Origin of the sequence: Pseudomonas morbosilactucae (genome assembly GCF_023241715.1) — a bacterium.
In the GTDB taxonomy this organism is placed as follows: Bacteria; Pseudomonadota; Gammaproteobacteria; order Pseudomonadales; family Pseudomonadaceae; genus Aquipseudomonas; species Aquipseudomonas morbosilactucae.
Genome location: NZ_JALQCW010000035.1, coordinates 1 through 24405 on the forward strand (window position 1 = coordinate 1; position 24405 = coordinate 24405).

At 58.8% G+C, this 24405-nt stretch carries 21 protein-coding genes, 3 tRNA genes and 1 pseudogene; 3 read left to right on the forward strand and 22 right to left on the reverse strand.

From position 1 onward, the window contains the following. Nucleotides 1–139 precede the first annotated feature (139 nt). The 4 genes and pseudogenes from M1B34_RS15115 to M1B34_RS15130 all read right to left on the reverse strand — a co-directional run. Nucleotides 140–1705, reverse strand: a pseudogene (locus tag M1B34_RS15115) (methyl-accepting chemotaxis protein); the annotation flags it as partial. 209 nt (nt 1706–1914) lie between these two features. Further along, entirely contained in the window at nt 1915–2751 is an 837-nt protein-coding gene (gene ampE / locus M1B34_RS15120) for a regulatory signaling modulator protein AmpE (RefSeq protein WP_123337284.1), read from the reverse strand. Continuing rightward, nucleotides 2748–3308, reverse strand: coding sequence for a 1,6-anhydro-N-acetylmuramyl-L-alanine amidase AmpD (ampD, locus tag M1B34_RS15125; protein ID WP_123337286.1), 561 nt, complete (start codon nt 3306–3308; stop codon nt 2748–2750). Before ampD ends, ampE begins: the two co-directional genes overlap by 4 nt. Nucleotides 3309–3371: 63 nt before the next feature. Then, nucleotides 3372–5585 carry a DUF1631 domain-containing protein gene (locus M1B34_RS15130; RefSeq protein WP_268265539.1) on the reverse strand — a complete coding sequence of 738 codons (2214 nt, stop codon included), beginning with the start codon at nt 5583–5585 and terminating at the stop codon, nt 3372–3374. Between the two features lie 341 nt (nt 5586–5926). Here M1B34_RS15130 and nadC point away from each other — a divergent pair, with 341 nt between their 5' ends. Then, nucleotides 5927–6775, forward strand: coding sequence for a carboxylating nicotinate-nucleotide diphosphorylase (gene nadC / locus M1B34_RS15135; protein WP_268263882.1), 849 nt, complete (start codon nt 5927–5929; stop codon nt 6773–6775). Between the two features lie 40 nt (nt 6776–6815). Here nadC and M1B34_RS15140 read toward each other — a convergent pair whose 3' ends face one another. After that, nucleotides 6816–7112 carry a DUF6388 family protein gene (locus tag M1B34_RS15140; RefSeq protein WP_185039425.1) on the reverse strand — a complete coding sequence of 99 codons (297 nt, stop codon included), beginning with the start codon at nt 7110–7112 and terminating at the stop codon, nt 6816–6818. A 319-nt stretch (nt 7113–7431) separates the two neighbouring features. Between M1B34_RS15140 and M1B34_RS15145 the strand changes: the two genes are divergently transcribed. Then, nucleotides 7432–7980 (forward strand): hypothetical protein, encoded by a 549-nt coding sequence (locus M1B34_RS15145; RefSeq protein ID WP_268265540.1) that lies wholly within the window; start codon nt 7432–7434, stop codon nt 7978–7980. Between the two features lie 68 nt (nt 7981–8048). Here the strand turns inward: M1B34_RS15145 and M1B34_RS15150 are convergent. The 16 genes from M1B34_RS15150 to rlmE form a co-directional block, all read right to left on the reverse strand. Next, nucleotides 8049–8124, reverse strand: a tRNA-Thr gene (locus tag M1B34_RS15150). Between the two features lie 120 nt (nt 8125–8244). Further along, nucleotides 8245–10350, reverse strand: a complete 2106-nt coding sequence (gene pnp / locus M1B34_RS15155; RefSeq protein WP_186615915.1) for a polyribonucleotide nucleotidyltransferase — start codon at nt 10348–10350, stop codon at nt 8245–8247. Between the two features lie 194 nt (nt 10351–10544). After that, nucleotides 10545–10814 carry a 30S ribosomal protein S15 gene (gene rpsO / locus M1B34_RS15160; protein ID WP_003197723.1) on the reverse strand — a complete coding sequence of 90 codons (270 nt, stop codon included), beginning with the start codon at nt 10812–10814 and terminating at the stop codon, nt 10545–10547. 142 nt (nt 10815–10956) lie between these two features. Continuing rightward, nucleotides 10957–11874 (reverse strand): tRNA pseudouridine(55) synthase TruB, encoded by a 918-nt coding sequence (truB, locus tag M1B34_RS15165; RefSeq protein ID WP_123337296.1) that lies wholly within the window; start codon nt 11872–11874, stop codon nt 10957–10959. Between the two features lie 3 nt (nt 11875–11877). Continuing rightward, entirely contained in the window at nt 11878–12279 is a 402-nt protein-coding gene (gene rbfA / locus M1B34_RS15170) for a 30S ribosome-binding factor RbfA (protein ID WP_123337298.1), read from the reverse strand. Nucleotides 12280–12438: 159 nt separating this feature from the next. Then, the gene (infB, locus tag M1B34_RS15175; protein ID WP_268265541.1) at nt 12439–14958 is read right to left on the reverse strand and encodes a translation initiation factor IF-2; all 2520 of its coding nucleotides are present in this window, start codon (nt 14956–14958) and stop codon (nt 12439–12441) included. Between the two features lie 27 nt (nt 14959–14985). Further along, on the reverse strand, nt 14986–16467 hold the full coding sequence (gene nusA / locus M1B34_RS15180; protein ID WP_123337302.1) for a transcription termination factor NusA: 1482 nt from the start codon (nt 16465–16467) through the stop codon (nt 14986–14988). Nucleotides 16468–16514: 47 nt separating this feature from the next. Further along, nucleotides 16515–16973 carry a ribosome maturation factor RimP gene (gene rimP / locus M1B34_RS15185; RefSeq protein WP_185039427.1) on the reverse strand — a complete coding sequence of 153 codons (459 nt, stop codon included), beginning with the start codon at nt 16971–16973 and terminating at the stop codon, nt 16515–16517. A gap of 130 nt (nt 16974–17103) precedes the next feature. After that, nucleotides 17104–17180: transfer RNA gene (locus tag M1B34_RS15190), tRNA-Met, on the reverse strand. A 96-nt stretch (nt 17181–17276) separates the two neighbouring features. Beyond that, nucleotides 17277–17362 (reverse strand) — tRNA-Leu (locus tag M1B34_RS15195). A gap of 29 nt (nt 17363–17391) precedes the next feature. Beyond that, on the reverse strand, nt 17392–17775 hold the full coding sequence (gene secG, locus M1B34_RS15200; protein WP_123337306.1) for a preprotein translocase subunit SecG: 384 nt from the start codon (nt 17773–17775) through the stop codon (nt 17392–17394). A 4-nt stretch (nt 17776–17779) separates the two neighbouring features. Continuing rightward, a complete protein-coding gene (tpiA, locus tag M1B34_RS15205) occupies nt 17780–18535 on the reverse strand; it encodes a triose-phosphate isomerase (RefSeq protein ID WP_123337308.1) in 756 nt (251 codons plus the stop codon). 66 nt (nt 18536–18601) lie between these two features. Continuing rightward, the gene (gene glmM, locus M1B34_RS15210) at nt 18602–19939 is read right to left on the reverse strand and encodes a phosphoglucosamine mutase (protein ID WP_268265542.1); all 1338 of its coding nucleotides are present in this window, start codon (nt 19937–19939) and stop codon (nt 18602–18604) included. A 16-nt stretch (nt 19940–19955) separates the two neighbouring features. Further along, on the reverse strand, nt 19956–20807 hold the full coding sequence (gene folP / locus M1B34_RS15215) for a dihydropteroate synthase (protein WP_268263775.1): 852 nt from the start codon (nt 20805–20807) through the stop codon (nt 19956–19958). An 8-nt stretch (nt 20808–20815) separates the two neighbouring features. After that, nucleotides 20816–22720, reverse strand: a complete 1905-nt coding sequence (gene ftsH, locus M1B34_RS15220; RefSeq protein WP_123337314.1) for an ATP-dependent zinc metalloprotease FtsH — start codon at nt 22718–22720, stop codon at nt 20816–20818. Nucleotides 22721–22921: 201 nt separating this feature from the next. After that, nucleotides 22922–23551, reverse strand: a complete 630-nt coding sequence (rlmE, locus tag M1B34_RS15225) for a 23S rRNA (uridine(2552)-2'-O)-methyltransferase RlmE (protein WP_123337316.1) — start codon at nt 23549–23551, stop codon at nt 22922–22924. Between the two features lie 105 nt (nt 23552–23656). Here rlmE and M1B34_RS15230 point away from each other — a divergent pair, with 105 nt between their 5' ends. After that, on the forward strand, nt 23657–23965 hold the full coding sequence (locus M1B34_RS15230; RefSeq protein ID WP_123337318.1) for a YhbY family RNA-binding protein: 309 nt from the start codon (nt 23657–23659) through the stop codon (nt 23963–23965). Between the two features lie 12 nt (nt 23966–23977). Here the strand turns inward: M1B34_RS15230 and M1B34_RS15235 are convergent, their stop codons facing one another. Further along, nucleotides 23978–24382, reverse strand: coding sequence for an MFS transporter (locus tag M1B34_RS15235; RefSeq protein ID WP_268265578.1), 405 nt, complete (start codon nt 24380–24382; stop codon nt 23978–23980). Nucleotides 24383–24405 lie beyond the last annotated feature (23 nt).

A 24405-nucleotide genomic window follows, 5' to 3' on the forward strand; every position in this document is an offset into this window, starting at 1 on the left:
CCGCTCAGCAGATAACGCTGGCCGTAGCGGACGTAGGTTTCCTTGCGTTCGAAACCACGGCACAGCACCAGTTGTTGCTCGCTGGGGCGCACCAGCGTCAGGTTTTCGATCGGGTCATAGTGGAACAGGCCGACCTTGGGAGGTTGGTCTGTTCGGCGATGCTTTTGATCACTTCCAGCACCCGGCTGATGGACTGGCTGTCGCTGGCCAGTTGGTTGATTACCACCACTGACTGGTCGATCTCGCTGGCCAGCCGGGCAATGCTGCCTTGCTGGGACTCCACCAGCCCGCGCCCGCTGAGGGTTTCGTCATTCACGCTGTGGGCGCTGCTGACCGCCGCCGCAGCACTGCGCGCCACCTCCTGGGCGGTGGCGGACATCTGGTTCATCGCCGTGGCCACGAGTTCGATCTGGTTGCGCTGACCGGCCACCGCCTGGTTGCTCTGGGCCGAGACGTTCTCCACCTGGCCGGCCTGGCGCTCGACTTCGTCGACCGTCTGCCCCACGCGCTCGATCAGGTCGTGGATCTTCAGCACCGTGCCGTTGAACACCTTGCCCAACTCACCCAGCTCATCACGGCTGTGGGCGGTGAAGCTGACAGTCATGTCGCCGGCGGCCACCTTGTCCATCACGCCGCCCAAGCGCTTGAGGGTGGTGCGGGTCGAGGCATAGAAGCCGCCATACAGGTAAACAATCAGGAGGAACACCGCCGCCAGGGCCAAGACCAGCAGGACCATCTGGCTGCGGTTCTGCTCCAGGCGCTGTTGCAGTTCCACCGCAAGGAAGCCCAGGGTCGCCTCGTTGAGCGCGTAGGTCTGGGCCATGAAACCGCTGAGCTGGTCATAAAAGCCCTGCCAGGGCGCGTCGAGGGTATCGGCCATCACCACCTGCTCTTCGAACAGCTCGCTGGCCTGCTTGAGGGAGCCCCGGCTGGCATCGGCGCGGGCTTGCAGTACGCTGCGAGCCGCCGGGCTGGCGGCCAGCGCGTCCTGCAACTTGAGGCCATACTCGGCCTGCAGTTTTTCGATCTGCACCAACAGCTCGTCGAAGCGCGTGCTGGAGGATGAATTCAAAAAGCCCAGGCCCAGGGAGTAGGCGCCCATGGCCCGGCCCTCGCCCAGGGTCTGGGTGATTTGCGGAGTGACGCTGGTGATCAATTCGCTGAGTTGGCGAATGTCGCTCTGGCTGTCGCGGCTCAGGCCCGACTGGCTGGCGATGATCTGGCTGAAAATCTGTGCGCTGCCCAGCAGCTTGCCGATCATTGCACTTTTGCTTTGCAGGGATTTTTCCGCCTGCTGCGCCTTGAACGCGGCAATCAGTTCGTCACGCTTGCCGTCGAAGACCTCGACCTGCTCAGGCTCCACCGTCACCGCGTGCAACCCCTGCAGACGCTCAAGCACAGTCTGCTCCAGAGCGTTGATGGTGCCTTCAATATCCCCCGCCTTGCCCGATTGCCCCAGGCTGGTGTTGATCTGCACCAGGTTGTTGAGGGTTTCCAGGTCGCGCCGCAGGCTCAGGCTGCTGCCCAACAGGTCAAGGCTTTGCAGCTCCACCTGAGTGCCCTGGAACTCGCGATAGGCATCGCGCACCAGGTAAAAGTTGGTGACCAGCATCGGCAGGAAAAACAACACGCTGATCAGGCTGAACTTCATGCCAAAGCTCAGGCGGTTCATCAGGGCCACGGCGGGATAGAGCAAGCGCTTCACAAGGAAGTCCCCCAATTGTTTTATTGTTATGGGCAGGCACGAGAAAGCAGCAGATCGCCACTATTTCGACGCTGTTTCTGTATAGCGCAAATCCACTGGAGGTTTTGTAACTTAAAGTTAACCGCGCTTAAGGGCGGTCAGCGGGACACGGCCAAGGGCCGTCTGGGAAGGAAGCCGTGGCGAGGCAGGTGCCTCGCCACTCGCTGGGATCAGAGCAACAGGGTCCACAGGGCAAAGCCGGCGTACCAGAGCACCGCCGCACGCAGCAGCAGCTCCCAGATCCGGTCCAGGCTGTTGATGCCATCGGCGCCCGCCGCCGGTGCCGGGATCTCCCCCGCCACCAGGCCGACCTTTTCCACCAACTGCGCAGCGCTGATGTTCCAGTTCAGCAATTCGTGGAGCATCACCCGGCTGACCGCCACGAAATTGCCCACCAAAGCAAAGCTGGCCGCCAGCAGGCGCACCGGCAGCCAGTCGAAGGCGTGCCTAAGTTGTGCGGCGCGCTCCACCAGTGCCGGGTTTTGGCCCCGCTCGGCGGCCAGGGCCAGCAGGCGATAACTCAAGGCTGCCACCGGCCCCAGCAGGAAGTACCAGAAGATCACCGCGAAAAAGCTCTGGTAGGCCTGCCACAACAAGTGCCCCTGAACCCGCTCCAGCAGTTGTTCGCCACTCTCGGCGCAGATGTTCAGGTCGCGCTGGGCGACATGGGCCGAGGCTTGCAAGTCCTCTCGGCGCCAGGCGTCACGGAACGGGCCCAGGCCCGCCAGCAGATCGCCACGGCCCAGGGCGTAAATCAGCACCAGCAGGTGCACCGGCAGGGCCAGCAAGCCATAAAGCAGCGGCTCCAGCGCCCACAGCAGCAGGCCCAACAGCAACACCGGCACCAGCACCAGCAACACCAAGGTCAGCCAGGGACGCTGGCTTAACCGGGGACTGGCTTCCAGCCTAGCCAGCTCGCCCAACCAAGGGCCGTCCCGCTGGATACGTTGACGCAGCGCGGAGAACTTCTCGACCCACACCGCCAGCAGCAACACCAGAAAACTCATTGTTCTTCCCCCTGCTCCAAAGCGGCACGATAACGCGCCCAATCGAATCCTGGCCCCGGGTCAGTCTTGCGCCCGGGAGCGATATCGCTGTGCCCACAAATGCGCTGCACGGTGATGCCGCTGAACGCTGCCCGCAACTGCCGGGTCAGGCGAATCAAGGCCGTGTACTGGGCATCGGTGAACGGCAACTCGTCGGTGCCTTCCAGCTCGATCCCCAGGGAAAAGTCATTGCACGTCTCGCGTCCCTCGAAACAGGACACCCCGGCGTGCCAGGCCCGGTCCAGGCAAGAGACAAACTGGGTCACGCCGCCGTCGCGCTCAATCAGAAAGTGCGCCGACACGCGCAAATCGGCGATCCCGAGAAAGTAAGGGTGTTCGGTGACATCCAGGCGATTCTGGAAGAATTCCTGCACCTTGCCCGTAGCGAACTGGGCCGGCGGCAGGCTGATGTTGTGAATCACCAGCAGGGAGATTTCGCCCCCCGGGCGCTCATTGAAATTGGGTGATGGGCAATGACGCACACCGTGAAACCAACCCGTGGCAGGGTCCAACCGCATACCGTTTCCTTCAACTAAAGCCTTGGGTGGCTCAGTATGCCGCGTTCGCCCCACAGGTTGCGATCACTTGCCGCGATTGAGCCGTTGCAAGGTGCCGATCACCGACTCCAGTGCCCGGTCGAACAGCAGAGTATCGTCCAGCGTACGCACCGCACCGCGCTGAAACTCCAGGGCCAGCCCCATGCGCGTGCGCTCCAGGACCTTCATCCCGGTGCGGTTGACGAAGATGTACTTGGCCACCGGCTGCTCGACGATTGCCGCCAATTTGCAGCGCACGTTGATGTCGTCGTCCTCGAGGAACTCGACCCACGCGCCCAGGCGCAACTGGTCGACCTGGAGCACGCCCGGGTCGGTCGCCGCCAGGGCCAGCGGCGCCGCCTCAAGAGGGCCCTCTTCGGCGGACGGCAGGACGATTTCCTGCTCGACCTTGACCAGCGGCGAGCGTGCGGCGTCGATCACCGCCACCGAAGCCTCGGCCTGTTGCTCGAACAGGTCCAGGTGCAGGGCCTCCAGTTGGCTGAAGAATTCACTGGTGGCAAAGGGGTCGAACGCGGCGCTGCTCAAGCCGTCGCGCAAGCCTTTGAGCAGGCCCGGCACCAGCGCCAGTAAGCGCATTGCGGCATCCGGTTGCGAGTGACGCTGCACACTCCAGATCAGCTCCTCCATGATGTTCAGCGCGGCCTGCCACTCCATCGACGCTTCGCCGTGCTTGAGCCAACTGAGCAGCAATACCTGGCTCCAGGCCTGCTCGACGAACTCCACCACCACTTGGGGCAAGACTTTGCCCAGCAACGCATCATTGAGTGCCTGCTCGACGCAACGCCGGGCCAGTTCGGCCTTGGCTCGGCCCTCTTCGGCATCCCGTGTGCGCTGTTCCAGCAACTCGCTGCGACGGCGCTCGTCGGTGGCGAATACCAGGAAGTCCGCCAGCAGCTCTGAAAAAATCGCCGGGTCGTCGACAAAATCATTCAGCAAACGCTGCACCACCTGCTCGATCCGCAGGTACAGGCTGTCGCGCTGGCCATCGTCGCAGGCTTCCCAGCCCATGGCCGCCGTGGCGATTTCATTGAGCAGGCGCCGGGCCGGGTGATTACCGCGGCTGAAGAAGCTCTTGTCGAGTACCGCCACCTTGAGCATGGGGATCTGCAGGCGGCCAATCAGCGCCTTGAGGGAGTCCGGCAGGTTGCGGTCGTCGAGGATGCACTCGAAGAGCATGGCGATCAGGTTGATCACGTCCTCGTCGACCACATCGACCACCCGCGACTTGCCACTCTTGACGCTGACCCGGGTCAGTAGCTGCTCCAATTGGTTACGCAGGTCGAAATCGTCCAAGGCACTGTGGGCCGGCACATATTGCTGCAAGTGCGACAGCAGGCGCAGCAAGTCGCGAGTGGAAATGGGCTGGGTCTCAGCGCTGGCTTCCAGGGTCGGGGCGACGCTGCCGCGTACGTGAAACAGCAGCGCCTGCAATGCACCGAAGACTTCATGGACGCTGTCGTCGTTTGTCGAAGGGCCCGCACCAGCCGGAGTGGACGCCTGCGCAGTGTATGAACTGCGGTTGACCGCCCGGTCGGTGGCCCGGCGCGACGGCGTGGGCAGCAACTCAGGCAACACGCCGGTGACGATCAGCAATTGGTTGGCTTCGGCGTACAGATGGTCGGCGTCGCTGAGCACGTAGCGTTCGAAGAGTTTGAGGATGATCAGCTTGACCTTGATCTCCACCCCCAGGCTGCGCCCGGCCTGCATGAAGTACCCACAAAGCCTGCCCGGGCCCATGGGGTTGCTTTGCTCATCCAGGTGCTTGCCCAACAGTGCACTCAAACGCGCGGTCAACTGCCCAAGGACCAGCCCGTCGCGCTTGAGTACCTTGGCCACCATGGCTTCCAGGGCCACGGCCTTTTCCAGGTCATCGGTGGTTTGGGCCGAATCGTCGACCGTCGAGGTCGGCAGGCTCAGCGGCGGCTCGTACTGCACCAGGCCGGCAAAGGCTTCGAAGAATTGTTCGAGGAACGCGCGCTCAATGCTTTTGCGCTTGAGGCGCAGGTCGCGCATGGCTTCGAAGAACGTGTTCTGGTCGACGTTGTTCTGCGCCCGGTCGGCCATTTCGAAGAGGGTATCGTCGGCGTTATCGAACAGTTCCTGCAGGCCATGGCGCAGTTGCTGGGCCGCCTTGTCACGAACCTGAAGCAGCAGCACAGGCAGGCGGGCAAGCGGCGAAGCCGTCGCCTGATCTGTAGCCGCCTTGTGCAAAGGCACTACATTCCCGTCGTTGTGCATCCAAGCCTCCTGAAAGGTGGTTCTTCGGTTCGAATAATGCGCCGACAACGCTCACAGTCGGCTCTCAGCGGAAGCAGGTGCACTCCACTGCACGTCGGTATTGAGAGGGAATCAAGGAACGTCAAAGCTATGACGTCAATCGAAAGGCGGATTATCTGGCAAAAGCCCCCTCTTGTGCCAGCAGACTCTGCAACGCGTCTTCAATTAGCCTGCGCCGTCACTGCCTGAAGTCTCAGACAAGCCGAGCCAATTCAGGTTCGCCGGAGGTGAAGGTATTTGCCGCCTTGGGTTCGCCAAGGCCATGGCCCTATAATCGGCGCACTTTGTTTGTGGAGCCCGTTATGCCGAATCTACGCCTCGCCGACTTGACCGCCGAAATCGAAGCCAATGTGCGCCGCGCGTTGCTGGAAGACATCGGCAACGGCGACATCACCGCGCAACTGATCCCGGCCGAACGCCTGGCCAAAGCCACCATCATCACCCGTGAAGCCGCCGTCATCAGCGGCACGGCCTGGGTCGACGCGGTATTTCGCCAGTTGGATCCACGGGTGGCGGTGCATTGGCAGGTCGCCGATGGCGAGCGGGTCAGCCCCAACCAGGTGCTGTTTCACCTCGAAGGCCCGGCCCGGTCGCTGCTCAGTGGCGAACGGTGCGCGCTGAACTTCCTGCAATTGCTGTCTGGCGTGGCGACCCGCGCCCAGTACTACGCCGATTTCGTCGCTGACACCCAGGTCAAGCTGCTGGATACCCGCAAGACCCTTCCGGGGCTGCGTCTGGCGCAAAAGTACGCGGTGACCTGCGGCGGCTGCCATAACCACCGCATCGGGCTGTACGACGCCTTCCTGATCAAGGAAAACCACATTGCGGCGTGCGGTGGCGTTGCCCAGGCCATTGCGGCCGCCCACAAGATTGCCCCGGGCAAGCCGGTGGAAATCGAGGTGGAAAGCCTGGAGGAGCTTCAGGAAGCGCTGGCGGCGGGTGCCGACATCATCATGCTCGATGAACTGAGCCTGGATGACATGCGCGAAGCGGTGCGCCTGAATGCCGGCAAGGCCAAGCTCGAGGCCAGCGGCGGGATCAATGAAAGCACCTTGCGCCCGATCGCCGAAACCGGCGTCGATTACATCTCCATTGGTGCGATGACCAAGGATGTGAAGGCCGTGGACCTGTCGATGCGCCTGAGCATCTGATCCAGGAAAAACGCCAGCCCTGATCAGGCTGGCGCTCGGGTCATACTTCGATTTCGTTGAGTTCCAGATAGTCCTGCAGGTCCATGCCCAGTGCTTCAGCCACTTCCTGATGCACTTCAAGGCGCATGGCCTTGAGCTCTTCCGGGTTCTCGGCCACCAGGTCCAGAACCAGCTCCCAGGGCTCGATGCCCCGCGACTCCGCCTCGTCCTCAAAAGCCCACTGCGCCTGCTGCTTCTGCTCTTGCGGGCTCAGGGCACTGATTTCTTCTTGCAAGGAAGGCGTGGCAGCCAAGTACCTTTCAAGCGCTACGTCGATTCTTGCTTCTTTAGGAATCATCTCGTTCTCTCTGATCATAGGAATGGAAGATGGATCTGGATCGTTGGGATCTCTTTGCCGCAAAAAACCGCTGCACATGCCGGTTTATCTGGCCCTCAGAACCATTCGGGATCATCTGAAAACAGCAAGCTGGTGCTCAGACAGGGTCTGAATATAGGACCTTTGGCCCACGATTTATATGGGTCACGACATCAATTTCCTAAGAACCTGTACAAACCCCCACACCACCGCCGCCCAGGCGGGCCTGCACCCTGGAACCGAAATCAACATTCGCAGTCATAGCGATGTGCCACATCGGCACTTCACAAGGAACCCAGTGATGCCCAAGCGTTCAACCTCCTCTCCAGCCCTTCTGGCCACTGCCTTGGCGGCCTTGCTGCTGGGCGGCACATCCCTGGCGCAGGCGGCCCAGGCCGGTATCGAGTTCAGCCCGGACAACGGCTCGTCATCCGACAGCATCGGCACCCTTCGCCGCGATTCCCACGGCGTCTACACCCTACACAACTCACGTTTCAGTGCTAATGACTTGCAGAACCTGCAGGACAGCCTGAAGCGCAGCAACGCGGATGTGGAGAGCCTGAAGAAAACCGTCAGCGAACAGGCCCGTCTCATCGAAGAGCTCAAACGCAACAATGGTTCCAGCTCCAGCAGCAATGACCAATCCAGCCTCAAGCGCAGCGTCAGCGATCAGGAGCGCCAGTTGGACAAACTCAGCAAGCAGGTAGAAGACCTCAAGCGCAACGGGGGTTCGGGTTCCAGTTCAAACAGCAGTGAACTGTCCGACCTCAAGCGTACAGTGAGCAATCAGGACCGTCAGTTGGACCGACTAGAGCGCAGCCTCGATGAGCTGAGCCGCAAGGTGAGATGAGCCCGGGGGCCAGCACCTGAAAGGGCCGCTGCCGAGCAATGGCGAGAGTCATATGAGTCGGAAAGGAGTGGTGCCGGAGACAGGAATCGAACCTGCGACCTTCGCGTTACGAGTGCGCTGCTCTACCGACTGAGCTACACCGGCATGGGCTAAACCTAGCACTGCCTCCGGGGGCAGGCAAATGGCGACCCTGTTTGCGCCCCACAGCAAAACGCCCCGAACCAGTCGGGGCGTTTGCTTGTTCAGCGTAGTGCTAAGGGGTCGTTAAACGCCCGAAGCCTTGGCTGCTGCCACGTCTTTGATGGACAGCTTGATGCGGCCGCGGTTGTCCACGTCCAGTACCAGCACTTCCACTTCCTGGCCTTCTTTCAGAATGTCGGTCACTTTCTCTACGCGAGCGTCGCTCAGCATGGAGATGTGAACCAGACCGTCCTTGCCCGGCAGGATGTTGACGAATGCGCCGAAGTCGACGATGCGCTCAACCTTGCCGACGTAGATCTTGCCGATCTCGGCTTCTGCGGTGATGCCCAGTACGCGCTGACGAGCAGCTTCAGCAGCTTCCTTGGTTTCGCCGAAGATCTTGATCGAACCGTCGTCTTCGATGTCGATCGAAGCCTTGGTTTCTTCACAGATCGCACGGATGGTCGCGCCGCCTTTACCGATGACATCACGGATTTTGTCGGTGTCGATCTTCATCGCGATCATGGTCGGAGCGTTGGCCGACAGCTCGGTACGGGACTGACCGATGATCTGGTTCATCTGACCGAGGATGTTCAGGCGAGCTTCCAGGGCCTGGCCCAGGGCGATCTCCATGATTTCTTCGGTGATGCCTTTGATCTTGATGTCCATCTGCAGCGCGGTTACGCCTTTGGCGGTACCGGCTACTTTGAAGTCCATGTCGCCGAGGTGGTCTTCGTCACCCAGGATGTCGGTCAGGACTGCGAATTTCTCGCCTTCCTTCACCAGACCCATGGCGATACCGGCAACCGGCGCCTTCATTGGCACACCAGCGTCCATCAGGGCCAGGGAAGCACCGCAAACGGAAGCCATGGAGCTGGAACCGTTGGATTCGGTGATTTCCGATACCACACGGATGGTGTACGGGAACACGTCAGCAGCAGGCAGCATGGCCGAAACCGAACGACGAGCCAGACGGCCGTGACCGATTTCGCGACGACCGGCGCCACCCATGCGACCACACTCACCTACCGAGAACGGCGGGAAGTTGTAGTGCAGCATGAACGGGTCTTTTTTCTCGCCTTCCAGGGTGTCCAGCAGTTGCGCGTCACGGGCGGTGCCCAGGGTTGCAACGACCAGGGCCTGGGTTTCGCCACGGGTGAACAGTGCCGAACCGTGAGTCTTCGGCAGAACGCCGACTTCGATATTCAGCGGACGAACGGTCTTGGTGTCGCGACCGTCGATACGTGGCTTGCCGTTTACGATGTTTTCGCGAACGGTGCGGTATTCGATTTCGCCGAAAGCCGCTTTGACTTCGCTGGACGAAGGCTGGCCTTCTTCACCGGAGAGCTTGGCAACCACTTGATCCTTCAGCTCGCCCAGGCGTGCGTAACGATCGGCCTTGACGGTGATGGTGTAAGCCTGGGAGATGGCTTCGCCGAACTCGGCACGGATAGCGCCCAGCAGTTCGGTGGCTTCTGGCGCAGGGGCCCAGTTCCAGGTTGGCTTGGCAGCTTCGGCAGCCAGTTCTTTAACGGCGTTGATCACCACCTGGAACTCGTCGTGAGCAAAGAGTACCGCGCCCAGCATCTGGTCTTCGGTCAGCTCTTTGGCTTCCGATTCAACCATCAGCACGGCGTCGGAAGTACCGGCAACGACCATGTCCAGGCTCGAAGCAGCTTGTTGCTCGTAAGTCGGGTTTAGCAGGTAGCCGGTGCTTTCGTGGAAAGCAACACGGGCGGCGCCGATAGGGCCGTCGAACGGGATGCCCGAGATGGCCAGGGCAGCCGAGGTACCGATCATCGCAGCGATGTCCGGATCGGTCTTCTTGCTGGTGGAAACGACGGTGCAGACAACCTGCACTTCGTTCATGAAGCCTTCAGGGAACAGCGGACGGATCGGACGGTCGATCAGTCGGGAAGTCAGGGTTTCTTTCTCGGAAGGACGGCCTTCGCGCTTGAAGAAACCGCCAGGGATCTTACCGGCAGCGTAAGTCTTTTCCTGGTAGTGAACGGACAGAGGGAAGAAGCCCTTGCCTGGATCGGCTTGCTTGGCGCCAACCACGGTCACCAATACGCTGACGTCGTCGTCAACGGTGACCAATACTGCGCCGGAGGCCTGACGGGCGATACGGCCAGTCTCGAGGGTAACGGTCGACTGACCGAACTGGAATTTTTTGATTACCGGGTTCACGGTGTCCTACCTTCTTTGTGGCTCTTGGGGGAACTGGTTTCTTGCGAAATTCTTGGGCAATGTCGGGAATCGGCCCAACGCCTGTCCAGGGTAAAACGTGTATCCAGATAAAACTTGAGGCTGGGAGCCTGCCCTACGCCAGCGGGAAACCCACTGACGCAAGACAGACAACCAACCTCTAGCGCAATCGCTGATTAGCGACGCAGACCCAGGCGAGCGATCAGAGCGCTGTAACGGCTCACGTCCTTGCCTTTCAGGTAGTCCAGCAGCTTACGACGCTGGTTAACCATGCGGATCAGACCACGACGGGAGTGGTGATCTTTACCGTTGGCCTTGAAGTGACCTTGCAGTTTGTTGATGTTGTGGGTCAGCAGTGCAACTTGCACTTCTGGCGAACCAGTGTCACCAACAGCTTGCTGGTAGTCAGCTACGATTTGAGCTTTTTCTTGAACGTCGAGAGCCATGAGGCAATCCTTTTATCAGGAAACTGTTTCAAAGAAACAGCTTCAACAGGCCAGGGACAAATCCCTGTATCTATAAATGAGCAGTGACCGTGCCTGTTAACAGCCACCCTCGCCAGCCTGCTTTTACACAGACCGGTTTCGGTCATTCCGACCGAATCAGTCGACGCGGCGCAATACGCCCGTCTTCGCTCACTTCACCGATACCGATAAAGCGACCGTTGTGATCCTGTACCCGCACCATGCCGAACTTCGGTGCATCGGGAGCCCGCACCGGCTGACCATTGAGCCAGTAGAACGCACTGTGTTCCGAGAACTGCAAGAGCGGCCAATCCAGCAAGCCGCTGTCCGATGGCATCAGGAAGCGGTCGACCGCTTCGTTGCCGCCTTCGGCGTGTACCGCTTCAAGCTCTTCCAGGGTGACCGTCTGGGCCAGGCTGAAAGGGCCTGCCTGCGTCCGTCGCAGTTCTGCAACATAGGCGCCGCAGCCAAGCTTCTCACCAATATCTTCCACCAGGGTGCGGATATAGGTGCCTTTGCTGCAGTCCACCGCGAGGCGCGCAGTATCGCCTTCGCAAGCGAGTAATTCCAAGCGCGCAATAGTAACAGAACGCGGTTCGCGCTCCACCACTTCACCGGCACGGGCCAGTTTATAAAGGGGCTGGCCATCACGCTTGAGGGCGGAGTACATCGGCGGTATCTGTTTGATTTGACCGCGAAATTCCGGCAATACCGCTTCGATATCAGTACGACCAACGGTCACTTCGCGGGTCTGCAAAACTTCACCTTCGGCATCCGCCGTGGTGGTGGTCTTGCCCAACTGCGCCAGGGTTTCATAACCCTTGTCTGAATCCAGCAGGTATTGCGAGAACTTGGTGGCCTCGCCAAAGCACAGCGGCAATACGCCGGTGGCCAACGGATCGAGGCTACCGGTGTGCCCGGCTTTCTCGGCGTTGAGCAACCAGCGAACCTTCTGCAAAGCCGCGTTGGAGGTGAACCCCAGCGGCTTGTCCAGCAGGATGATGCCGCTGACGTTACGACGGATACGTTTGACCTGAGCCACCGATTACTCCTTGGTGTCTTCGGGTTCTGCGACCACTGGGTGCTGGCTGTCTTCTGCCACGGCACGCTCGATCAGGGCCGACAGGTGAGCACCACGCACGACGCTTTCGTCGTAGTGGAAATGCAGTTGCGGCACGCTGCGCAGCTTCATTTCACGGGCCAACTGCATGCGCAGGAAGCCAGCTGCCGAGTTCAGCACCTTGATGCTCTGGGCGATGTCTTCAGCGCTGTCCTGGCCCATGACGGTGATGAAAATCTTCGCATGGCCCACATCACGGCTGACTTCGACGGCGGTGATGGTTACCAGGCCGACGCGGGGATCTTTGACTTCACGACGGATCAGTTGCGCCAGCTCACGCTGCATCTGATCACCGATACGTTGGGTACGGCTGTATTCTTTTGCCATGTCTTGTTACCTGTTACTGCCTCACGGTGAAACCCGTGTGGTCTGAAAGCGGCAAACGCCCGGCCTGACAGAAGCCAGACCGGGCGTTGCGTTTAGAGTCCGCTGATGGCGCCGTGCAAATGCATGGGGCTGACCATCGCGGCTCTTGAAGTGCGCGAGTTAGAGGCTGCGAGCAACCTGAACCTTCTCGAAGACTTCGATTTTGTCGCCGACTTTGACGTCGTTGTAGCTCTTCACGCCGATACCGCATTCCATGCCGGCACGTACTTCGGAAGCGTCATCCTTGAAGCGGCGCAGGGATTCCAGCTCGCCCTCGAAGATAACGATGTCTTCACGCAGTACACGGATTGGACGGTTACGGTGCACAACACCTTCGATAACCATGCAACCGGCGATCGCGCCGAACTTCGGCGAGCGGAATACATCGCGGACTTCAGCAATACCCAGGATGTTCTCCCGGACGTCGCTGCCAAGCATGCCGGTGAGGGCTTTCTTGACGTCTTCGATGATGTCGTAGATCACGTTGTAGTAACGCATATCCAGACCTTCCTGCTCGACGATCTTACGGGCGCCAGCATCGGCACGTACGTTGAAACCGAACAGTACAGCGTTGGAAGCCAGTGCCAGGTTGGCGTCAGATTCGGTGATACCACCGACACCGCCGCCGACTACGCGCACTTGCACTTCGTCGTTGCCCAGGCCGTTGAGCGCGCCCTGCAGAGCTTCCAGGGAACCACGGACGTCGGATTTGAGGACGATGTTGAGCGTCTTCTTCTCTTCCTGACCCATGTTCTCGAAGATGTTCTCCAGCTTGCCGGCGTGAGCACGGGCCAGCTTGACTTCGCGGAACTTGCCTTGACGGAACAGAGCCACTTCACGGGCTTTCTTCTCGTCGGCCACTACGCTCATCTCGTCGCCAGCGTCCGGGGTACCGTCCAGGCCGAGGATCTCGACAGGGATGGAAGGACCGGCTTCCTTGATTGGCTTGCCGTTCTCGTCGAGCATGGCGCGCACGCGGCCATAGTTCGAACCGACCAGGACCATGTCGCCTTGGCGCAGGGTACCGTCTTGAACCAGCACGGTTGCTACCGGGCCACGACCTTTGTCGAGACGCGATTCAACCACGACACCGCGGCCAGGAGCCGAAGGAGTCGCCTTGAGTTCCAGAACTTCGGCTTGCAGCAGGACAGCTTCCAGCAGGTCGTCGACACCGGTACCCATCTTCGCGGAAACCGGAACGAACGGCGTATCACCGCCCCACTCTTCGGAAGTCACGCCGTGCACCGACAGCTCGCTGCGGATGCGGTCCAGGTCAGCGCCTGGCTTGTCGATCTTGTTCACTGCAACAACCAGTGGAACGCCAGCCGCTACTGCGTGCTGAACAGCTTCAATGGTCTGCGGCATCACGCCGTCGTCCGCTGCAACCACCAGGATCACGATGTCGGTCGCCTTGGCACCACGGGCACGCATTGCGGTAAACGCGGCGTGACCAGGGGTGTCGAGGAAGGTGACCATGCCGCGTTCGGTTTCAACGTGGTACGCACCGATGTGCTGGGTGATACCACCGGCTTCGCCAGCAGCTACCTTGGCACGACGGATGTAGTCGAGCAGCGAGGTCTTACCGTGGTCAACGTGGCCCATTACGGTCACAACCGGAGCACGGGAGAACGCTTCACCTTCAAACTTCAGGGACTCAGCCAGGGAATCTTCCAGGGCGGTGTCGCTGACCAGGGTCACTTTGTGGCCCAGCTCTTCAGCAACCAGTTGGGCAGTTTCCTGATCCAGTACCTGGTTGATGGTGGCTGGGGTGCCCAGCTTGAACATGAACTTGATGATTTCAGCAGCCTTGACCGACATCTGCTGGGCGAGGTCGCCCACAGTGATGGTCTCGCCGATCTTCACTTCGCGCACGACAGGGCCGGTTGGGCTCTGGAAACCGTGGGCGTTGCGTTTCTTCAGCTTGGCCTTGCCGCGACCACCACGACGGAAGCCATCGCTTTCTTCGTCGGTAGTACGTGGAGCTACGCGAGGCGCTGGCGCCTTTTCCTTGACCGACGCACGATGCGGAGCGTTTTTGCGCTCGCCATCACCGTTGCCACGACGATTGCTGTCGTCGCTGCGTGGTTTGTCAGGGCGACGTGGTTCGTCACGCTTACGGGCATCTGCAGCTGGAGCAGGAGCGGCAACCGGTGCTTGTTGCACAGGTTCGGCCACTACCGGAGCAGAGGCTGCAACCGCTTCAGTCACCGCAGGTTGCGCAGTGGCAGGCTGGCGACGCGCATCTTCTTCAGCGCGACGCTTGGCTTCTTCTTCAGCCTTCTGACGCGCTGCATTTTCTACGGCGCGGCGTTCTTCCAGTTCACGTTGGCGCTCGGCTTCGATTTCTTCCGGGCTGCGCTGTACGAAGACTTTCTTCTTACGCACTTCAACGCTGATGCTTTTGCTACCGGCAACACGCAGGGTGCTGGTGGTTTTACGCTGCAAAGTGATCTTGCGCGGTTCTTCCACTTTCGCCTTGTGGCTGCTTTTCAAGTGAGTCAGCAGCGATTGCTTCTCACTGTCGGTCACATGTTCCTCGGCGGCGGTGTGCGGCAGACCTGCCTCACGCATCTGCTGCAACAGGCGCTCTACCGGTGTTTTGACCTCATCGGCCAGTTGTTTCACCGTGACTTGCGTCATGCACTTCTCTCCTCAGGCCGCGCCTAATTACTCGAACCAGTGGGCTCGGGCGGCCATGATCAACTTGCCGGCACGATCATCGTCAATGCCGTCGATGTCGAGCAGGTCGTCAATAGACTGCTCGGCCAGGTCTTCGCGGGTAATTACGCCGCGCACCGCCAGTTCCATCGCCAAATCCTTGTCCATACCCTCAAGCGAGAGCAGGTCTTCGGCCGGATGGGCGTCTGCCAGCTTTTCCTCAGTAGCGATGGCTTTAGTCAACAAGCGATCCTTGGCCCGAGCGCGAAGCTCGTTGACGATGTCTTCGTCAAAGCCGTCGATGTTGAGCATTTCTTCCAACGGTACGTAGGCAATCTCTTCCAGGCTGGTGAAGCCTTCATCTACCAGCACCTGTGCCAGCTCTTCGTCGACTTCCAGCTCGTCGATGAAGTTGCGCAGGATGTCGCCGGTTTCTGCTTGCTGCTTAGCCTGGATGTCCGATTCGGTCATCACGTTCAGGGTCCAGCCAGTCAATTGGCTAGCCAGACGCACGTTCTGACCTCCGCGACCGATGGCCTGAGCCAGATTGTCTGCGCCAACGGCGATGTCCATTGCATGGGCATCTTCGTCAACGATAATTGCCGCGACTTCAGCCGGGGACATGGCGTTGATCACGAACTGCGCCGGGTTCTCGTCCCACAGGACGATGTCCACACGCTCACCACCCAACTCGCCGGATACGGCCTGGACGCGCGAACCGCGCATACCAATGCACGCGCCTTGCGGGTCGATGCGTTTGTCTTTGGAACGGACGGCGATCTTGGCCCGCGAACCCGGATCACGGGAGGCGGCCATTACTTCGATCAGGCCTTCAGCGATTTCCGGCACTTCGATACGGAACAGCTCGATCAGCATTTCCGGCGCGGTACGCGACAGGATCAGCTGCGGGCCGCGGTTCTCGGTGCGGATTTCCTTGAGCAGCGCACGCAGACGCACGCCAACCCGGAAAGTCTCGCGGGAGATGATGTCTTCACGGGCCAGCAACGCCTCGGCGTTGTTACCCAGATCGACGATCACGTTGTCGCGTGTCACTTTTTTCACGGTGCCGGAGATGATCTCGCCCAGGCGCTCGCGGTAAGCGTCGACAACCTGAGCACGCTCAGCTTCGCGAACCTTCTGCACGATCACCTGTTTGGCGGTCTGGGCAGCGATACGGCCGAATTCGATGGACTCGATCTTTTCTTCAACGACGTCGCCGACGTTGGCACCCGGATGGGTTTCAGCAACTTTGCTCGGCCAGGTTTCTACAGCCGGGTCGTCCAGATCTGCTTCTTCTACAACAGTCCAGCGACGGAAAGTCTCATAGGCACCGGTGTGGCGATTGATTTCCACACGCAGGTCAACTTCGTCTTCAAAACGCTTTTTGGTAGCAGTGGCCAGAGCCAGCTCCAGCGCTTCAAAAATCACGCTTGCCGGTACACCCTTTTCATTGGATACCGACTCAACAACCAGCAGTACTTCTTTGCTCATCGTACGCCTCGCCTTTCGCAAGCCATTGGATCCGCGGGATCCGCGTCTCAGTCAAAACTGGGAATAATGTTGGCCTTGTCGATCATATCGATCGGCAACAGGAACTCGTGGTCATCCACCTGCACCACTACGTCCTGCTCCTCCACCCCGCGGAGAAGACCCTGAAAATTACGCCGACCTTCGAAAGGCGAGCGCAGCTTGATCTTCACTTGCTCGCCGACATACTTGGCAAACTGTTCAAGAGTGAACAGTGGGCGTTCCATGCCAGGAGAGGAAACTTCAAGGGTGTATTCAACGGCGATCGGATCTTCTACATCCAGAACACCACTGATCTGACGGCTGACGATGGCGCAATCGTCCACCAACACGCCGCCTTCTTTATCGATATAAACGCGCAACATTGAGTGGCGACCCTGAGCCGAAAACTCAATACCCCAGCATTCATAGCCAAGGGCCACGACCACCGGGGCCAACAAGGCCTGCAACTGTTCTAGCTTGCTCGACACCTGAACCCCCTCGTGCATGCTTGTGCAAATAAAAAATGGGCGAAGCGCCCATCCCGGAAACGCCGTTGAATAGCGGCGTTATAAAGTGTCCAGCTAACAAAAAGCCCCTGAAAAGGGGCTCCGCTAAAACTGGTTGCGGGGGCCGGATTTGAACCGACGACCTTCGGGTTATGAGCCCGACGAGCTACCAGACTGCTCCACCCCGCGACAAAGCTGGGGCGGAAGTATACGACCGATCCCTTTGAGGGTCAATGTAACCTTCCACCTACAAGAAAGCCCGCAACAGCGGGCTCTCCTGATAATTGGTACCGAGAAGGGGACTCGAACCCCTACACCCTATGGGCACAACCACCTCAAGGTTGCGTGTCTACCAATTCCACCACCTCGGCATAGACTACGTTACTGCATGAAACCCTTCTTACTTCTGCTCTTGAGCTGGAGGTACGTCAGTCGCATTAGTTGCCGACTTTTGCTCTTGGAGCACCGGGACATCATCAGAAGCCGGTTGTTGCTTTGGAACTTCAAGTACTGCTGGGTTTGGCAAACCTACCTGAGTCAGCTCATGAGCTTTCTCTTTAGCAAAGTAACCTAACCCTAAGCTGGTCATGAAGAAACCGGCGGCAAGTATAGCAGTAAACTTACTAAGAAAGGTAGAGGAACCTTGGCTTCCGAACACAGTATTTGAAGCACCTGCACCGAAAGACGCGCCAGCATCCGCACCTTTACCCTGCTGCAGCAAAACCAGAGCAACTACGCCCAGCGCACCCAGCAGATGAAAAACGACTACGACTGTTTCCAGCATTTTTTCAGTTTCCCGCGGCGCGACAAATCGCACCGAACTCATCTGCATTCAGGGAAGCCCCACCAATGAGCCCCCCATCGATATCCGGCATGCCGAACAGTTCGACCGCATTGGCCGCCTTCACGCTGCCGCCGTATAGAAGCCGCACACCTCGTGCCACTTCAGAATTCTCTGCCGCCAACTGCGCGCGAATGGCTGCATGCACATCCTGCGCTTGTTGCGGCGAAGCCGTTAACCCGGTGCCAATGGCCCAGACTGGCTCGTAAGCAATAACAGCATTGGCAAACGCACCAACACCTAACTCTTCTATGATGCTGCCCAGCTGACGCCCGACAACCTCAAGGGTCTTCCCGGCTTCGCGCTGCTCTAGGGTCTCCCCTACACACAGTACCGGCTTGAGGCCGCACGCCTGTGCTGCTGCGAATTTGCGATTAAGCGTCGCGTCACGCTCACCCATAATCAGGCGGCGTTCGGAGTGCCCAATCAACACCAGGGAACAACCTGCATCCACCAACTGACTCGGCGCAATTTCACCTGTCAGCGCACCTTGCATGGATTCCACCGCAGAATTCTGCGCGCCGACCGAAATCGACTTGCCCTTCAAGCCATCAATCACTTGATTGATATACAAGCAAGGCGGGAATACCGCGACATCAACACCGCTAGGCAAGGCCAGATGACGAAGGCCGTTAATCAGCTCAGCGACACTGGCGCGGGTACCGTGCATCTTCCAGTTACCAGCTACCATAGTGCGACGCATGCTGTACCTCGTCGGTCAAAGTGGGCGCAGATGTTACCCAACCACAACAACACTGGCAAGCCGAAATCAGGCAGAAACTTCAGCAACCAGTTTTGCCAGTTCGTCAGCATAGCCGCGGACCTGAACTTCATCGTCGCCTTCGACCATGACTCGCACCAAAGGCTCAGTCCCGGACTTGCGCAGTAATACCCGCCCACGTCCCGCCATCGCTGTGGTGACACGTGCGGACGCCTCTTTGACAGCTGGATGCTCGAGAGGGTTATCGCCCCCCGAGAAGCGCACATTGACCAGGACCTGCGGGCACTTGCGCAACGCCTGACGAGCTTGGGACAAACTCTCGCCACGCCCCCTGAGCGCCATCAGGACCTGCAGCGCCGCGATGATCGCATCACCGGTGGTGGCGTGCCGGAAGCACACAATGTGCCCGGAGTTCTCACCGCCGACCTGCCAATTACGCTCAAGCAGCTCAGCAATTACATAGCGGTCGCCGACATTCGCACGAACAAAAGGAATACCCAGGTCAGCCAGGGCCAACTCCAGCCCCAGGTTGCTCATCAGCGTACCGACCACACCGCCGCGCAATTTGTCACGCTCATGCAGGTCACGCGCAATGATAAACAGCAACTCATCGCCATCCACCACCGCACCAGTGTGATCAACCATCAACACTCGATCGCCATCACCATCAAAGGCGATACCCAGATCGGCATGCTCAGCCAGAACCGCCGCCTGCAACGACTCCATATGGGTCGAGCCGCAGTTCTCATTGATGTTCAAACCGTTGGGCTGAGCGGAAAGCACAGTGACCTGAGCCCCCAACTCGCGGAAAACGCTCGGAGCAACTTTATAAGTTGCGCCGTGAGCACAATCCAGCACCACCTTGAGACCAGCAAAACTCGTACTGGAAGGCACGCTGCTTTTGCAAAACTCGATGTAACGCCCCGACGCATCATTGATCCGAGAGACCTTGCCCAGCTTGCTCGACTCCACCACCGTCATCGGCGCGTCCAGCAACTCCTCGATCATCAACTCAACGTCGTCCGGGAGCTTGGTGCCCTCGCCGGAAAAAAACTTGATGCCGTTGTCGTCGTGAGGATTGTGCGAAGCACTGATCACAATTCCCGCTTCGGCATGGAAGGTTCGCGTGAGATAGGCGATGGCAGGGGTCGGCATCGGCCCCAACAACATCACATCAGCACCTGCCGCAGACAACCCAGCCTCCAATGCTGATTCAAACATGTAACCAGAAATTCGCGTGTCCTTGCCCACCAGCACACGGCAGATCCCTTTACTGCGAAAGGCCATCCCCGTTGCCCAGCCGAGCTTGAGCATGAAGTCAGGAGTAATCGGGTATACACCCACGCGCCCACGAATACCGTCGGTGCCAAAATATTTTTTAGTCATAAGTACTCCATCATTCTTATTCGGCTGTTTCCACTGCCGCAATCATTCGCACCACATCGACCGTTTCGGCCACGTCGTGGACACGCAATATTTTCGCACCTTTGGTCATGGCTAATGCAGCAAGGGCAAGACCGCCATACAAACGCTCACCAACCGGGCGATTCAGGGCGTGACCTATCATGCTCTTGCGGGACACGCCCACCAACAGCGGCCGCCCAAAGGCATGCAAAGCCTCCATGTGTTTGAAGAGGCTCAGGTTGTGCTGCAGGGTTTTGGCAAAGCCAAAACCCGGGTCAAGAATGATTCGCTCAGCCTCGATACCCACCGCAGCGCATTGAGCCATACGCTCAGCAAGGAAATCCCCAACCTCAGTCGTGACGTTCAGGTAATGCGGATTATCCTGCATATCTCCCGGCTCACCGAGCATATGCATCAAACATACTGGTAAACCAGTGGCTGCCGCGGCATCCAGGGCACCATCGCGCTGCAGGGAGCGAACGTCGTTGATCAACCCCGCCCCAAGTCGCGCTGTCTCACGCATAACAGCAGGCGTAGAAGTATCAACCGAGATGATCACATCCAGCTCACGGTGAATGAGCTCGACAATAGGAGCCACCCGCTCCAACTCCTCCAACGGGGAAACCGCACGCGCACCAGGCCGAGTGGACTCACCACCGACATCGATCAGCGTGGCGCCAGCCGCGACCATCGCCTCGGCATGTCGTAAGGCAGCATCAAGCTGACTGAAGCGGCCACCATCAGAGAAGGAATCAGGAGTGACATTGAGGATGCCCATGACATGCGTCCGGGCCAAATCAAGAACCCGGTTGCCGCAAGGCAACCGGGTAAGGGACGAAACAGAAGTCATTTAAAACCTTAGTGGTCGGCAGCAGGGCCGCCGATAGGGGTTTCAGGACGCTCATTCTGTACTACCGGAGGTGTAGTACCCGAACCGCCCTCCCAATCACGAGGTTCACGCGGCGGACGCCCAGCCATGATGTCGTCAATTTGCTCGGCATCGATGGTTTCGTACTTCATCAAGGCATCGGCCATGGCGTCCAGCTTGTCACGGTTGTCCGTGAGGATCTGCTTGGCGGTGCCATAGCACTGGTCGATGATGCTGCGCACTTCAGAGTCGATCAACTTGGCCGTTTCAGCGGACAGGCTCGCCTGCTGACTGCCGGCGCTACGACCGAGGAACACTTCACCCTCTTCTTCCGCATACATCAGAGGACCGAGCTTCTCGGACAAGCCCCATTTGGTCACCATGTTCCGAGCGATCTGGCTGGCACGCATGATGTCGTTGGATGCGCCAGTGGTCACACCGTCAAAGCCCAAGGTCATTTCTTCAGCGATACGACCGCCGTACAAGGAACAGATCTGACTGATCAGCGCTCGCTTGGACAGGCTGTAGCGATCCTCTTCAGGAAGGAACATGGTGACACCCAAAGCACGACCACGCGGAATGATCGAGACCTTGTAGACCGGATCATGCTCAGGCACGACGCGCCCAACAATGGCGTGACCGGCTTCGTGATAAGCCGTGTTCTGCTTCTCTTTTTCCGACATGACCATGGATTTGCGCTCGGCCCCCATCATGATCTTGTCTTTGGCCAGCTCGAACTCTTTCATTTCGACAATGCGCTTGCCGGCACGTGCAGCGAACAAGGAAGCCTCGTTCACCAAGTTGGCCAGGTCAGCACCGGAGAAGCCCGGAGTACCACGCGCAATCACGGCAGGAGCAACGTCATCGCCCATTGGCACTTTGCGCATGTGAACCTTGAGGATCTGCTCACGACCACGGATGTCCGGCAAACCAACCACAACCTGACGGTCGAAGCGACCTGGACGCAACAGCGCCGGGTCCAATACGTCAGGACGGTTGGTTGCAGCGATGACAATGATGCCATCGTTCATTTCAAAACCATCCATCTCAACCAGCAATTGGTTAAGTGTCTGCTCGCGCTCGTCATGACCACCGCCCATACCGGCACCACGATGGCGACCAACGGCATCAATTTCGTCGATGAAGATAATGCAAGGCGCGTGCTTCTTGGCCTGCTCAAACATGTCGCGAACACGGCTTGCGCCCACACCCACGAACATCTCGACAAAGTCCGAACCGGAGATGGTGAAGAACGGAACCTTGGCTTCGCCAGCAATGGCCTTGGCCAGCAAGGTCTTACCGGTACCCGGAGGACCGACCATCAGTACACCGCGCGGGATACGGCCGCCCAGGCGCTGGAACTTGCCCGGGTCACGCAGGAATTCAACCAACTCGCCGACTTCTTCCTTGGCTTCGTCACAACCTGCAACGTCCGCCAGGGTCGTTTTCACTTGATCTTCCGACAGCAGGCGAGCCTTGCTCTTCCCGAAGCTCATCGGGCCGCCTTTACCGCCTGCGCCCCCCTGCATCTGCCGCATGAAGAACATGAAGACGGCGATGATGACCAGGATCGGGAAGCTTGCAACCAGGAGCTGAGTCCAGATGCTTTGCTGTTCAGGCTGCTTGCCTTCGACGACTACGTGGTTATCCACCAGGTCGCCGATCAGGCCATTGTCCTGAATCGCAGGACGAATGGTCTTGAAGCTGTCACCGTCGTTGCGCTTGCCGGTAATCACATAACCATCGACAGCTACACGCTCGACCTTGCCATCCTTAACTTGCTGGATGAAGTCGGAATAGTTGAGGGTCTGCGGCTCGTTAGGGCTGGAGAAGTTGTTCATCACCGTCACCAGGACAGCCGCGATGATCAACCAAAGGATCAGATTCTTTGCCATGTCGTTCAATTAACTACCCTCTGAAGCAAGCTCCGCTACTGGCGCGCGCTTCGCATGATATTCACCGGCCTAACTTACTACATTACCTACAGCTCTGGCAGGCGCTGTCTGTAACCCTATGTGAAACGGAGACTACACAATATTCGCTTGATCCCACCGGGCGAAATACGAATTTACTATCGCCCTGGTCAAAAACTGCCTTTATTCGCTGCGCCCACGAAAGCCGCGACCCAACAGGTACTGCTCACGGGAACGGTCGCGCGACGAGGTTGGTTTGCGCATCTGTACCTTGTCGAACATCTGCCGCACGCTCTTGTGGTACTCATCAAAGCCTTCACCTTGGAAGATTTTGATCAAGAAGTCGCCACCCGGACGCAATACACGGCCTGCGAGGTCGAGTGCCAACTCACACAAGAACATCGACCGCGGCATATCAACTGCCGCTAACCCACTCATATTGGGGGCCATATCGGAAATCACAAGGTCAACCTCGGAATTTCCCACGGCTTCGAGGATTTTTGCCAGGACGGCATCCTCGGTGAAGTCACCCTGAATGAAGGTCACATCCGGGATGCTGTCCATTTCCAGGATATCGGAGGCGATCAAACGCCCCTGCCCACCAATCAGACGACTGGTGACCTGCGACCAGCCACCCGGCGCGGCGCCGAGGTCGACCACGCTCATTCCAGGACGGATAAGGCGGTCCTTTTCCTGGATCTCCAGCAATTTGTAGCTGGCACGGGAACGATACCCATCTTTTTGCGCCATTTTGACGAATGGGTCGTTGAAGTGCTCTTTCAGCCAGTTAAGGCTTGTCTTGGAACGGGCCACGGGCCACCTCAAAAATAAAACCGGTCGTGATTAACTGGGCGGTCCCGGACTCGCTCGGGTAAACTGGCCGCCGCTTTTTACAAGATCAGACGCAGGGGTCAGATTATGCCGCTCACTCAAGAGCAGAAGAAACAGTACAAATCCATTGGCCACCATCTGAAACCAGTATTGACTGTGGCTGACAACGGTTTGACCGAAGGTGTGCTAACCGAACTTGAACGCGCTTTGAGCGATCATGAGCTGATCAAAATCAAGCTCAACATCCTCGATCGCGAATCCCGCCTGGCAGCCATTGCTGAACTGTGCAAGGCAGGCAAAGCGGATTTGGTGCAAGTCATCGGTAAAATGGCGTTGATCTACCGCAAGAACGCCAAGGTAAACAAGCAATTGTCGAACGTGCATCGTTTCAACTGACGTCGACAAGGGTCAAGGGTGTGCTTCGCGCACCCTGCCACTCCACCCCGGAACAGGCTGCAGCACAAGCAGCAAGCCGGAAAACCCCAGAACAAGATAGCTGAACAACTGCCATTGCTGCGCTTCTGGCCATGCCAGACGTATGACCAGATACATCGCACACGCGTAAAGCGCCATCATCAGCAGTTGCCCTCGCACATCCCGCCACAAGCTTGCCAGTCCCTCAGACTTAAGCAGCACCAGCGCCTGTAGAAACAGACACGCTGCTGCAAATCCAACCAGCAATGCACTGAGCAACGAAGTGATTTCTTCGACCAGCAGCGGCGCCAAGCCAATTTGCCTCAGCACCGGCAGCAGACCGATATGCAACAGCCACAGGCCGCCAACCCACAACATCTGAGTCAGCTGCCAAAGCATGGCGCCCGCATAGAGCGGGCGCC